This window comes from Pseudomonas fluorescens, from assembly GCF_004683905.1.
GTDB classification, from domain to species: domain Bacteria; phylum Pseudomonadota; class Gammaproteobacteria; order Pseudomonadales; family Pseudomonadaceae; genus Aquipseudomonas; species Aquipseudomonas putida_A.
The window spans coordinates 3,023,134-3,035,510 of the sequence record NZ_CP038438.1; the positions used below are offsets into that span (position 1 = coordinate 3,023,134).

Here is a 12,377-nt window from a genome sequence, read left to right on the forward strand (position 1 = left end):
AGGGGGCATTACAGACAGTAACAAGACCCGAACCGGTTGATGGTGTAAGCTCTCGGGTTCTTCGGATTCGACCCATTGCGAGCCCTATGCCGTTGCTTTTCAAACGCTCTTTGCTGCCCAAACTGCGCAGCTTTCCGCTGACTGCCGAGGCCGTGACCATTCTGTCCGGCGCCGCCGAGTTCCGTCGTTGCCTGCTGGAGAAAATCGCCGAGGCGACCCGGCGCATCTACATCGTTGCGCTGTATCTGCAGCACGACGAGGCCGGTCAGGAAATCCTCGATGCCTTGCACGCCGCCAAGCTCAAGCGCCCGGAGCTGGAGATCGTCGTGGTGGTTGACTGGCTGCGCGCCCAGCGCGGGTTGATCGGTGCCGGCAAACAGCCGGGCAACTCGGCGTGGTACCAGGAAATGACCCGCACCCATCAGAGTGAAGTGCCGGTCTACGGCGTGCCGGTGCAGACCCGCGAACTGTTCGGCGTCCTGCATCTGAAAGGCTTCGTGATCGACGATTACGTGGTTTACAGCGGTGCGAGCCTGAACAACGTCTACCTGCACAAGTTCGACAAGTACCGTTTCGACCGCTACCACGTGCTGCACAGCCGCGAACTGGCGGATTCAATGCATCACCTGGTCAAGCACGGCCTGATCGAATCCAAGGCTGTGCATCGCCTCGACCTGCCCAACCTGCCGACCACCCGCAGCCTGCGCAACGACATCGGCGATCTGCGCAGTCGTCTCAAATATGCGGCGTACGACACCAGTGCCGGCAGCACCGCGCATACCGGCCTGTCGGTCAGTCCGTTGCTGGGCGTGGGCAAGAACAACCCGTTGAACCGGGTGATTGTCGAGCTGATCGCCAGTGCGCAACAGCAACTGACCATCTGCACGCCGTACTTCAACCTGCCGCTGCCGATCATCCGCGAGGTCAACCGTGCGCTGGCCCGTGGGGTGAAGATCGACATCGTGGTCGGCGACAAGACGGCCAACGACTTCTACATTCCGCCCAGCGAGCCGTTCAAGGTGATTGCGGCGCTGCCGTATCTGTACGAAATCAGCCTGCGGCGTTTTGCCAAGCGGCATCAGCGCAACATCGACAGCGGCCAGTTGAACCTGCATCTGTGGCGTGACGGCGACAACAGCTATCACCTCAAGGGCATGTGGGTCGACCAGCGCTATACGCTGCTGACCGGCAACAACCTCAATCCACGGGCGTTCCGCCTCGACCTGGAAAACGCGCTGTTGATCGATGATCCGCAAGGCGAGTGGCTTGAGCCACGGGCGAAGGAACAGCAAGAGATTTTCCGCAACACCACGCGGATCGCCAGCTTCCAGAACCTGGAAACCTTGCCGGAGTACCCGGCGGGGGTGGCGAAGTTTCTCAAGCGGGTGAGTCGGGTTCGGATCGAGCGGTTGCTCTACCGGATTTTGTAACCCTTCAGATTATTCGGTGCGGTTAAACCGCTATCGCGAGCAGGCTCACTCCTACAGGGGAATGCATTCCAACTGTAGGAGTGAGCCTGCTCGCGATGGGGCACTTAAGGCCTCTACATCAATCAGTTCAGACCGAGCTTGCCACGCAATGTGGACAGGTCTTCCGCCAAGGTATTGACCGGCCCGACCAGTGCTTTGCGGTCGTTATCCTTCACTTTGTCATAAGTCTCGAAACCACCGTCCTTGGTCTTGTACTTGGCAAGGATCTTGTCCACGGTAGCGAAGTTCTTGTCGACTTTGGCAACGAACGCCTTGTCCTGCTTCTCGATCTGCGGTCGGAACAGGTCGACGATCTTCTTCGCGCCGTCGATGTTGCCCTGGAAGTCATACAGGTCAGTGTGACTGTAACGGTCTTCTTCACCGGAGATCTTGGTCGCGGCGACTTCTTCCAGCAGCGCGGCCGCACCACCGACGACTTTCTCCGGCGGGAAGGTCAGGCCGGCGACGCGGGTCTGCAGGTCTTTCACGTCGCTATCGAGCTTGTCAGCCAGAGCGGTCAGGCCTTCAGTGGTTTTCTCCGAGAACAGCGAATATTCAATGCGGTGAAAACCGGTGAAGTCTTCAGCCTTCACGCCTTTTTCGTGGTCGTCGACGCGCGAGTCGATGGACGCATCAAGGTCACTGAACAGCTCGGCAATCGGCTCGATCGACTCGTAGTAGACGCGGGTCGGCGCGTAGAGCTTTTGCGCGGTGGCCAGATCGCCTTTCTTCACCGCATCGGTGAATTGTTTGGTGTGGCTGCCCAGTTCATCCAGTTGCTCGGTGACGTAGATCTTGTAGTCCGACACCGGGCCGACCAGATCCAGTGGCGCCGTCGCGGCGAACGCCGACAGCGGGGTGTTGAGCAAACCGAGGGTCAGCAGTAATGCGAGTGGCGACTTTTTCATGGAGCGGCTCCGAGGTTTTTTATGGTTAGGCAGCTGTTTTGGGTTGTGTGGCGTTGAGCAGCGAGCGACCGATGAAATCCTTGTCGCCGGTGACACCCGGAAGGGTGAAGAAGTAACCGCCGCCGACCGGTTTGAGGTATTCCTCAAGCGGCTCGCCGTTGAGCCGGGTCTGCACGGTGATGAAGCCTTTTTCCAGATCGGCCTGGTAGCAAATGAACAGCAGGCCCATGTCGAGCTGGCCGTTCTTGTTCACGCCGTTGGAGTAGTTGAACGGCCGGCGCAGGATCAGGTTGGCCTGGCTCGCGGCGGTGCGCGGGTTGGCCAGGCGAATGTGTGCGTCGAGCTTGGTCAGTTTGCCTTCCGGGTCTTTGCTGTAATCCGGGACTTCGGTTTCATGGTTGGCGCCCATCGGTGCACCCGTGGTTTTGACCCGGCCGATGATGCTTTCCTGTTCCTGCAGCGGCGTACGGTCCCAGCGCTCGACGAAATTGCGGATGATCCGCACCGCCTGATAGCTGCCGTGGGCCGCCCAGGCCGGCTCATCGCTGCCCGGTTGCACCCAGACAATCTTGTCCATGGCCTTGGCGTCGTTGGAATCGGGGTTGGCCGAGCCGTCCCGGAAACCGAGGAAGTTACGCGCCGATTGCGCCGGCACCCCCGGTTTGGCCGGGGCTTGTGGCGGCACGCTGCCTTCCTGTTTCCAGCGCACCAGCAGCAGGTCCGGCAGGTTCTTGACGATGTCGCGCAGGGCGTGAATGTTGGTGTCGGCGGTGTTCGAGCAGAATTGCAGGCTCAGGTCGCCGTGGCAGCAATCGGCTTCCAGCGCATCGTTGGGGAAACCGACCATGCGTTGCAGGCGCTTGGGTTTGGCTGCGGCCAGACCGAAGCGCTCGTCGAATAACGATTCGCCTACGGAGACGGTGATGGTCAGGTTGTCCGGGGTCACCACCGGCCCGAGAATGCCGGAATCCGGCGGCGGCAGTTTCGGGTCGATCTGTGCCACCGGGCCGCCCTTCATCAGGAACGCGATGCGCTCGTTGAGGGTGCGGAACAGCCGCTCCAGGTCTTCGCGATCACTGGCCAGTACGTCGAACGACACGAACATGCCGGACGCCGGACGCGGGGTGACGATGCCGGTCTGGTGCACGCCGTGGAAATCGTGGCGGTCTTCGGTCTTGTCGCTGCTCGGCGCTTCGGTGACTTGCGCCGGCGCTGCCGCCATGGCCGGGCAGCTCAGGGCCGAACCGGCCAAGGCGACGCCGGCGACACCCATGCCCATCAGCAGGCGGCGACGTTGCAGATCGAGGTTTTGCAAATCTTTCATCGGTATTCGTCTTCTGCTTACAGGCCGGAAAGGCCGAGGGCGGGATCGATGCCATCCAGAGCGTCAGCCAGGGCCTGAGCCTTGTCGGCGATCTGTTTGCGTTGTTCGCCACTGACCATGTCGTAAGTGGCGTAGCCGTCCTTGACCTTGAAGCTATTCAGTACGCTGTCGAAATCGCTCAGCGCCGCGTCGATTTTCGGCAGCAGATCCGGCGCCGATTTGGTCAGCATTGGCCGCAGCAACTCGACGACCTTGTGTGCGGTTTGCAGGTTGCCGGCGAAACCGTTGAGGTCGCCGTGGCTGTAGCGTTCTTCTTCACCACTGGCGGCGCGCACGTCGGCCAGGGTGTTGAGATTGCGCACCACGATGTTCACCAGTTGCTCCGGTGGTAGTGATTGGGCCAGCAGTTGCTGTTTGAGCGTGGTGACATCGGCCAGCAGGCGCTCGGCGACCGGCGTCAGGCTGTCGAGACTGCGTTGCTGGAACAGCGCGTATTCGACCCGGTGGAAACCGACGAAGGCCGGATCCTGCTCACGCTTTTCGAAATAATCGGCGCGGGCATTGATGCTGTTGTCCAGTTCCGCCAGGCGTTGCGCGGCTGGGGCCAGGCGCTGGTAAGCGGCACGCGCCGGCAGGTACAGCGTCTGCGCCTGGGCCAGATCGCCGCCGGCAATTGCCTGATTCAGCGCGGTCACGGCTTTGATCAGCGCGCTGCCTTGCGTCGCCAGATACACGCGGAACTCCGACAGCGGCCCGACGAAAGCGACCATCGACGGCTTGGCCTTGGCGGCAGCATCGGAAGCCGCTGTCGGCGTCACGTGCAGCACGCCGCGAGGGTTGCTCAGCAGACCGCAAGTGATCGCATAGTCGCCGGGTTGCAGGTTGGCGTTGATCACCTGGCTCAGGCCCGGCGCGATGTTTTCGCGCTCTTCGATCACCAGCACGCCGTCCAGAATTTCCCATTCCACCGCCCGGTCGGAGCGGTTGACGATGCGGAAACTGGCGCGACCAGCGGGAACCGTCAGCTCGTTCGGATCGCAGCTGTGCGCGTTGATGTTCACCACCACTTCGTCATGGTTGTGCTGCCGCTTGGCCGCGGCCATTTTCGAGGCGTAGTAGAACAAGCCACCGGCGGCGATCATCACGACCACCGAACCGGCCACCGCCCAGCGCAAGGCGCGGGGAGGCGAGGCCTGAGGAGTATTAGGCTTTGACATGGAGGCCCTTATTGGCTGGAAACGGAAGACGATTTGCCGGCGGCGTCAGCGCTGGAGGCCGGCGCGGCGGGGTAGAAAAACATCACCAGCGCCAGCACCAGATAGATCAGGTACGCACCGAGAGTGCTGACGGTCGGCGCATCCTGATACCCGAACATGCCGGCCAGCACCGAACCCAGCGGGCCGTCCATCGGCAGCGTCGCGCTGAAGTCGAACAGCACGGTCTGCAGGTGATTCCACACACCGGCTTCATGCAGAGCTTGCACCGAATTGGCGAGGATCCCGGCGGCGACCACCAGAATGAACAGCCCGGTCCACTTGAAGAACGCCGACAGGTTCAGGCGCATGCTGCCGCTGTAGATCAGGAAGCCGACAATGATCGCCAGCACCAGGCCGAGCAGGGCACCGATTGGCGCGCCCGGGCCTTCGCTCTGCTGGAACACGGCGAGCAGGAAGAACACAGTTTCCAGGCCTTCGCGAGCCACGGCGAAGAACACCATGGCGATCAGCGCGATTACCTGGTGCTTTGACGAAGTCAGAGCGTGATCGAGCGAGGCTTGCAGCGAATGCTTGATCGAGCGCGCAACCTTGCGCATCCAGAACACCATCGAACTGAGAATGCCCACCGCGACGAGTCCGACAATGCCTTCAAACAACTCCTGCTGTTTCTGTGGGAATTCGGCGCTGACCAGTTCCAGGCCACCGCCGACCAGCAGCGCCAGCGCAGCGGCGAGGAAGACGCCGATCCACACTGCCGGCATCCACTGGCCACGACCGGTCTGTTGCAGGTAGCTGGCGATGATGCCAACGATCAGCGCGGCTTCAATGCCTTCGCGCAGCATGATCAGAAAGGGAACGAGCATTCGGTGTCCACTAAGTCATTCGAAGAAGTTACAAGTTGTAACATAATGACAACCATTCTCACATGACAATGATTGACATAAACCTGAACGCAAGCTGAACAACCTGTTTTTTGCCACGCACAAATCCCGGTGGGAGCGGGCTTGCTCGCGAAGGCGGCGTGTCAGTCGATAAGGATGTTGCTGACACATCGCCTTCGCGAGCAAGCCCGCTCCCACAGGGGATTCGTGTTGAATTCGCATCCTGCGTTAAGATGCCGGTCACTCGAAAACAACAAGGTCTGCCTCGCTCCATGTCGGAAAAAGACACCATTGCCGTTCAACTGGTGCGTGAAGCGCTGCTGCAAAGTTGTGCCCCGGGCGCGGCCACGGATGAAGTCTTGAACAAGGTCGGGATTGCTCCGGCGCTGCTGCATAGCGAGCAAGGCCGGGTGCCGGCCTCGCAATACGCGAAACTCTGGCGCTTGCTGGCCCGGCGTGGCGATGACGAGTTCTTCGGTATGGATCCACGCAAGCTCAAGTCCGGCAGCCTTGAGTTCCTTTGTCGAAGCGCCATGGCGCAACCGACCCTGGCCGTCGGCCTGAGCATGGGCCTGAATTTCCTCTCCTTGATGCTGGAAAAAATGCCCGCGCAATTGGCGCATCAGCAGAGCTTGGCGGAAATCGTCCTGCTCGAAGACGATCCCGAGCCGCGCCGGGCGTTTACCTATTTCACTTACTGGATGATCGTCCACGGCGTGGCCTGTTGGCTGGCGGGGCGGCGGATTCCGATTCTGGCGATCGAACTGCGCTGCGCCGAGCCGGATTTCTGCGACGACTACCGGGTTATGTTCTCGGAAAACCTGCGCTTCGAGCGTCCGCGCACGCGGATGATCTTTGCTGCTGATTGTCTCGATCTGCCGATCAAGCGTACGGCCGAAGAACTGAAACGCTTTCTGGCCCATGCGCCGGCGAATATTCTGGTGAAATACCGCGACCCGGAAAGCCTGGCCAGCCGGATCAAACAGGACCTGCGGCAGCTACCCGCAGAACAGTGGCCGGAGACCGAGGCGCTGGCGCAGCAACTGTGCATGTCCGCCTCGACCCTGCGCCGGCGATTGTCCGAGGAGGGGCAGACCTATCAGGGGCTCAAGGACAGCGTGCGCAAGGAACTGGCAATCAGCTGGCTGGCGGAGCCGTCGATCAGCTTCGTCGAAATCGCGACGCGGCTGGGGTTTGCCGATGCGAGCTCGTTCTACAAGGCGTTTCGCAAATGGTCGGGGTCCAATCCTGGGCATTACCGCACGCTGATCCTCAACGAAGCCGTCTGATCCGGATTGTCAGTCGCCTGATCGGGCCTCTTCGGGAGCAAGCCCCCTCCCACATTTGAAATGCATTCTTCCTGTGATTGCAGCCTTCCTGGTTTTCACAGGTGGAGCATTCTTTGAAATGCAATCTTCTGTGATTGCAGCTTTCACAGTGATCCCCCCTTTGCAATGCAATTCCCTTGTGGGAGGGGGCTTGCTCCCGAAGGCGCCAGTCCAGGCGGCACATCTCTGGAATCTTGGCCAAACCAATCAGCCAGATTGACAGCTTTGACCATTGCCGCTTCAGCGCCGCAGCGCGACTATCCCTGTGTTGTTTACGGTTCCCAGCCTAATAAAAACACCGAGGGATTCTGGCAATGCGCGATTACTTGTCTGCCACCGAACAGTTCAACTATCAGCACACCGTGGACGCTGCGCTCAGCGGCACGCTGGAGGCGCTCAACGCCTGCGTCGAATGTTGCGACCGCCACGCCTTGCCGGGGCGCATTGCGTTGTTCTGGGAGGGCCGCGACGGCGCGAGTGCCACGTACACCTTCAGCGAGCTGCAAGACCAAGCCGCGCGTTTCGCCAATTTCCTTCGCGAACAAGGCGTGCAGAAGGGCGACAAGGTCGCCGGCCTGCTGCCACGCAACATCGAATTGCTCATCACCGTATTCGCCACCTGGCGCATCGGCGCGGTGTATCAGCCACTGTTCACCGCGTTCGGCCCCAAGGCCATCGAACATCGCCTGAACAGTTCCGGCGCCAAAGTGGTGGTCACCGATGCGGTCAACCGGCCGAAACTCGCTGAAGTCAGCGAATGCCCGACCATCGTCACCGTCGGCGGCGCCAAGGGCCAGGGCATCGTCCGTGGCGATTTCAGTTTCTGGGCCGAACTGGCCAACTATTCCAATCTCTGCGAGCCGGTGCTGCTGAGCGGCGAAGACCCGTTCCTGCTGATGTTCACCTCGGGCACCACCGGCCCGTCGAAAGCACTGTCGGTGCCGCTCAAGGCCATCGTCGCGTTCCAGAGCTACACCCGCGACGCGGTGGATCTGCGTCCTGAAGATTCGTTCTGGAACGTCGCCGATCCGGGCTGGGCCTACGGCATCTATTTCGGCGTCACCGGCCCTATGTCGATGGGTCACCCGATCACCTTTTACGATGGCCCGTTCACCCTCGAAAGCACCTGCCGGGTGATCAACAAATACGCCATCACCAACCTCACCGGTTCGCCGACCGCGTATCGTCTGTTGATTGCCGGCGGCAACGAGTTCGCCAAGTCGATCAAGGGCAAGCTGCGCATCGTCAGCAGCGCCGGCGAGCCGCTCAATCCGGAAGTGATCCGCTGGTTCGCCGACAACCTCGGCGTAGTCATTCACGACCATTACGGCCAGACCGAACTGGGCATGGTCCTGTGCAACCACCACGGCCTGGAACACCCGATCCACCTCGGCGCCGCCGGTTTCGCCTCGCCGGGCCATCGCATCGTGGTGCTCGACGAGCAGTACAACGAGCTCGGTGTCGGCCAGCCGGGCATCCTCGCCATCGACCGCACCCAGTCGCCGATGTGCTGGTTCGGCGGCTACGAGGGCGTGCCGACCAAAGCCTTCGTCGGCGATTACTACCTCAGCGGCGACACGGTGGAATGGAACCCGGACGGCAGCATCAGCTTCGTTGGGCGTAGTGATGACGTGATCACCACTTCCGGCTACCGCGTCGGCCCGTTCGACGTCGAAAGCGCGCTGATCGAACACCCGGCGGTGGTCGAAGCCGCCGTGGTCGGCAAGCCTGACCCGGAGCGCACCGAGTTGGTCAAAGCCTTCGTCGTGCTCAACCCGCAATACCGCGCCGAACCGGCGCTGGCCGAAGAGTTGCGGCAACACGTGCGCAAGCGTCTGGCCGCGCACTCGTACCCGCGGGAAATCGAATTTGTCAGCGAATTGCCGAAAACCCCAAGCGGCAAATTGCAGCGCTTTATCTTGCGCAACCAGGAAATCGCCAAGGCTCAAGAGGCCGCGGCGCACAACGTTTCAGCTTGAATCAGGAAGTCAGTCATGCAGATCGAGAACAAGGTTTTTATCGTCACCGGCGGCGCCTCCGGCCTGGGTGCGGCCAGCGCTGAATTGCTGGTCAGCGCCGGCGCCAAAGTGATGCTGGTGGATTTGAATGCCGAAGCGGTAGCAGCCCAGGCCCAGCGCCTTGGCGCGCAAAGTGTGGTGGCCGATATCAGCAATGAAGCCGCTGCCGAAGCTGCGGTGCAGGCGACGGTGAAAGCCTTTGGCAGCCTCAACGGTCTGGTCAACTGCGCCGGCATCGTTCGCGGCGAGAAGATCCTCGGCAAGAACGGCCCGCATGCGCTGTCGAGTTTTGCCCAGGTGATCAACGTCAATCTGATCGGCAGCTTCAACATGTTGCGTCTGGCCGCGGCGGCCATCGCCGAGAGCGAAGCCAACGCCGACGGTGAGCGCGGGGTGATCATCAACACCGCCTCGGTCGCTGCGTTCGACGGCCAGATCGGTCAGGCCGCGTATTCCGCCTCCAAAGGCGCGATCGCCAGCCTGACCCTGCCGGCCGCCCGCGAACTGGCGCGCTTCGGTATCCGCGTGATGACCATCGCCCCGGGCATTTTCGAAACCCCGATGATGGCCGGTATGACCCCGGAAGTGCGCGAGTCGCTGGCCGCTGGCGTGCCGTTCCCGCCGCGTCTTGGCAAACCTGCCGAGTACGCCGCGCTGGTTCGGCATATCATCGAAAACAGCATGCTCAATGGTGAGGTGATCCGTCTCGACGGCGCCTTGCGCATGGCCGCCAAGTAAGGAGGATTTGTCATGACTATTGCCAACGATCCGATTGTTATCGTCAGCGCCGTCCGCACCCCGATGGGCGGCTTTCAGGGCGAACTGAAAAGCCTCACCGCGCCGCAACTCGGTGCTGCCGCGATCAAGGCAGCGGTTGAGCGCGCCGGGGTTGCCAGCGACGCGGTTGATGAAGTGTTGTTCGGTTGCGTATTGCCGGCCGGCCTCGGTCAGGCGCCGGCGCGGCAGGCGGCACTGGGTGCCGGGCTGGATAAATCGACGCGCTGCACCACCGTCAACAAAATGTGCGGCTCGGGCATGGAAACCACCATTCTCGCCCACGACATGCTGCTGGCCGGCAGCGCCGATGTGGTGATCGCCGGTGGCATGGAAAGCATGTCCAATTCGCCATACTTGCTCGACCGTGCTCGCGCCGGTTACCGCATGGGCCATGGCCGGGTGCTCGACTCGATGTTCCTCGACGGCCTCGAAGACGCCTACGACAAGGGCCGTCTGATGGGCACCTTCGCCGAAGACTGCGCCGAAACCAACGACTTCAGCCGCGAAGCCCAGGATGCCTTTGCTATCGCTTCGACCACCCGCGCCCAGCAGGCGATCAAGGACGGCAGCTTCAAGGCCGAGATCGTTCCGCTGACCGTGACGGTGGGCAAGGAACAAGTGCTGATCAGCAACGACGAGCAGCCGCCGAAAGCCAAACTGGACAAGGTCGCCTCGCTGAAACCGGCGTTCCGCGAAGGCGGCACGGTAACGGCGGCCAACTCCAGCTCGATCTCCGACGGCGCGGCGGCACTGGTGCTGATGCGCCAGTCGCAAGCGCAGAAACTCGGGCTTAAACCGCTGGCGGTGATTCATGGTCACGCGGCGTTTGCCGACACGCCGGGCCTGTTCCCGGTGGCACCGATTGGCGCGATCAAGAAGCTGGTGAAGAAGACCGGTTGGGGGTTGAACGAGGTCGATCTGTTCGAGATCAACGAAGCGTTCGCCGTGGTGGCGATGGCCGCGATGACCCATCTGGAAATCCCCCACGACAAGCTCAACGTGCACGGCGGTGCCTGCGCGCTGGGCCATCCGATCGGTGCCTCGGGTGCGCGGATTCTGGTGACCTTGCTCTCGGCCCTGCGCCAGAAAAACCTGAAACGCGGGATCGCGGCGATCTGCATCGGCGGCGGTGAAGCCACGGCAATGGCCGTGGAATGCATCTACTGAGGCCAACGCCCTTTCTCCCTGTGGGAGGGGGCTTGCTCCCGAAGGCGGTGTGTCATTCAGAAATTGTCTGACTGACACGGCCAATTCGGGAGCAAGCCCCCTCCCACAATGAATAGGCGGTGCGACTTGAATTTAAGGATTCACCATGATTCCCAACGAAGACCAAACCCAGATCCGCGACATGGCCCGGCAGTTCGCCGAGGAACGGCTGAAACCGTTCGCCGCCGAGTGGGATCGCGAGCATCGTTTCCCCAAGGCAGCCATTGGCGAGATGGCCGAATTGGGCTTCTTCGGCATGCTTGTGCCGGAGCAGTGGGGCGGCTGTGACACCGGCTACCTGGCGTACGCCATGGCCCTGGAAGAAATCGCCGCCGGCGACGGCGCCTGCTCGACCATCATGAGCGTGCACAACTCGGTGGGCTGTGTGCCGATCCTCAAGTTCGGCAACGACGATCAGCGCGAACGCTTCCTCAAACCGCTGGCCAGCGGCGCGATGCTCGGCGCATTCGCCCTGACCGAACCGCAGGCCGGTTCCGACGCCAGCAGCCTGAAAACCCGCGCACGGTTGGAAGGCGATCACTACGTGCTCAACGGCTGCAAACAGTTCATCACCTCCGGGCAGAACGCCGGGATCGTGATCGTGTTTGCGGTGACCGATCCGAGTGCCGGCAAACGCGGGATCACGGCGTTCATCGTGCCCACCGATTCGCCCGGCTACAAAGTCGCCCGGGTCGAAGACAAGCTCGGCCAGCACGCGTCGGACACCTGCCAGATTCTGTTTGAAGACGTGAAGGTGCCGGTCGCCAACCGCTTGGGTGAGGAGGGCGAAGGCTACAAAATCGCCCTGGCCAACCTCGAAGGCGGGCGGGTCGGCATCGCCTCGCAAGCGGTGGGCATGGCCCGCGCTGCGTTCGAAGCGGCCCGCGACTATGCACGTGAGCGCGATACTTTCGGCAAACCGATCATCGAGCACCAGGCGGTGGCCTTCCGTCTCGCCGACATGGCCACGCAGATCGCCGTCGCCCGGCAAATGGTGCATTACGCCGCGGCCCTGCGCGATAGCGGTCAGCCGGCGCTGGTCGAGGCTTCGATGGCGAAACTGTTCGCCTCGGAAATGGCCGAGAAGGTTTGCTCAATGGCGTTGCAGACGCTGGGCGGTTACGGTTATCTCAACGACTTCCCGCTGGAACGCATCTACCGCGACGTGCGCGTGTGCCAGATCTACGAAGGCACCAGCGACATTCAGCGCATGGTTATTTCGCGCAATCTCTGACAAGGAATCTTGCCC

At 61.7% G+C, this 12,377-nt stretch carries 10 protein-coding genes; 6 read left to right on the forward strand and 4 right to left on the reverse strand.

Annotation, left to right across the window (positions count from 1 at the left end; all coding sequences use genetic code 11):
* Window positions 1-86: 86 nt before the first annotated feature.
* A complete protein-coding gene (pssA, locus tag E4T63_RS13770) occupies window positions 87-1,430 on the forward strand; it encodes a CDP-diacylglycerol--serine O-phosphatidyltransferase (RefSeq protein ID WP_135295766.1) in 1,344 nt (447 codons plus the stop codon).
* 122 nt (window positions 1,431-1,552) lie between these two features.
* On the opposite strand, the gene efeO (E4T63_RS13775) is transcribed toward pssA, so the two are convergent.
* Genes efeO (E4T63_RS13775) through efeU form a run of 4 tightly spaced genes read right to left on the reverse strand, consistent with a single transcriptional unit; the run spans window position 1,553 to window position 5,781 of the window.
* Window positions 1,553-2,377 carry an iron uptake system protein EfeO gene (gene efeO / locus E4T63_RS13775; protein ID WP_027611970.1) on the reverse strand — a complete coding sequence of 275 codons (825 nt, stop codon included), beginning with the start codon at window positions 2,375-2,377 and terminating at the stop codon, window positions 1,553-1,555.
* Between the two features lie 25 nt (window positions 2,378-2,402).
* Entirely contained in the window at window positions 2,403-3,701 is a 1,299-nt protein-coding gene (gene efeB, locus E4T63_RS13780) for an iron uptake transporter deferrochelatase/peroxidase subunit (RefSeq protein WP_135295767.1), read from the reverse strand.
* Window positions 3,702-3,718: 17 nt separating this feature from the next.
* Complete coding sequence (efeO, locus tag E4T63_RS13785; RefSeq protein ID WP_135295768.1) at window positions 3,719-4,918, reverse strand: iron uptake system protein EfeO; 1,200 nt, start codon at window positions 4,916-4,918, stop codon at window positions 3,719-3,721.
* A gap of 8 nt (window positions 4,919-4,926) precedes the next feature.
* On the reverse strand, window positions 4,927-5,781 hold the full coding sequence (gene efeU, locus E4T63_RS13790; protein ID WP_135295769.1) for an iron uptake transporter permease EfeU: 855 nt from the start codon (window positions 5,779-5,781) through the stop codon (window positions 4,927-4,929).
* Between the two features lie 290 nt (window positions 5,782-6,071).
* Between efeU and E4T63_RS13795 the strand changes: the two genes are divergently transcribed.
* From E4T63_RS13795 to E4T63_RS13815, 5 genes are all read left to right on the forward strand, one after another.
* On the forward strand, window positions 6,072-7,088 hold the full coding sequence (locus E4T63_RS13795; RefSeq protein WP_135295770.1) for an AraC family transcriptional regulator: 1,017 nt from the start codon (window positions 6,072-6,074) through the stop codon (window positions 7,086-7,088).
* Between the two features lie 353 nt (window positions 7,089-7,441).
* Window positions 7,442-9,106 (forward strand): AMP-binding protein, encoded by a 1,665-nt coding sequence (locus E4T63_RS13800; protein WP_135295771.1) that lies wholly within the window; start codon window positions 7,442-7,444, stop codon window positions 9,104-9,106.
* Window positions 9,107-9,121: 15 nt separating this feature from the next.
* Window positions 9,122-9,883, forward strand: coding sequence for an SDR family NAD(P)-dependent oxidoreductase (locus tag E4T63_RS13805; protein WP_135295772.1), 762 nt, complete (start codon window positions 9,122-9,124; stop codon window positions 9,881-9,883).
* 12 nt (window positions 9,884-9,895) lie between these two features.
* A complete protein-coding gene (locus tag E4T63_RS13810; RefSeq protein ID WP_135295773.1) occupies window positions 9,896-11,089 on the forward strand; it encodes an acetyl-CoA C-acyltransferase in 1,194 nt (397 codons plus the stop codon).
* Window positions 11,090-11,234: 145 nt separating this feature from the next.
* Window positions 11,235-12,362: an acyl-CoA dehydrogenase gene (locus tag E4T63_RS13815; protein ID WP_135295774.1), complete on the forward strand. Its 1,128-nt coding sequence runs from the start codon at window positions 11,235-11,237 to the stop codon at window positions 12,360-12,362.
* Window positions 12,363-12,377 lie beyond the last annotated feature (15 nt).

Excerpts from the sequence above, each read along its gene's own strand:
- pssA (WP_135295766.1), top strand. The coding sequence starts at position 87 with ATGCCGTTGCTTTTCAAACGCTCTTTGCTGCCCAAACTGCGCAGCTTT.
- efeO (WP_027611970.1), bottom strand. The coding sequence starts at position 2,377 with ATGAAAAAGTCGCCACTCGCATTACTGCTGACCCTCGGTTTGCTCAAC.
- efeB (WP_135295767.1), bottom strand. The coding sequence starts at position 3,701 with ATGAAAGATTTGCAAAACCTCGATCTGCAACGTCGCCGCCTGCTGATG.
- efeO (WP_135295768.1), bottom strand. The coding sequence starts at position 4,918 with ATGTCAAAGCCTAATACTCCTCAGGCCTCGCCTCCCCGCGCCTTGCGC.
- efeU (WP_135295769.1), bottom strand. The coding sequence starts at position 5,781 with ATGCTCGTTCCCTTTCTGATCATGCTGCGCGAAGGCATTGAAGCCGCG.
- E4T63_RS13795 (WP_135295770.1), top strand. The coding sequence starts at position 6,072 with ATGTCGGAAAAAGACACCATTGCCGTTCAACTGGTGCGTGAAGCGCTG.
- E4T63_RS13800 (WP_135295771.1), top strand. The coding sequence starts at position 7,442 with ATGCGCGATTACTTGTCTGCCACCGAACAGTTCAACTATCAGCACACC.
- E4T63_RS13805 (WP_135295772.1), top strand. The coding sequence starts at position 9,122 with ATGCAGATCGAGAACAAGGTTTTTATCGTCACCGGCGGCGCCTCCGGC.
- E4T63_RS13810 (WP_135295773.1), top strand. The coding sequence starts at position 9,896 with ATGACTATTGCCAACGATCCGATTGTTATCGTCAGCGCCGTCCGCACC.
- E4T63_RS13815 (WP_135295774.1), top strand. The coding sequence starts at position 11,235 with ATGATTCCCAACGAAGACCAAACCCAGATCCGCGACATGGCCCGGCAG.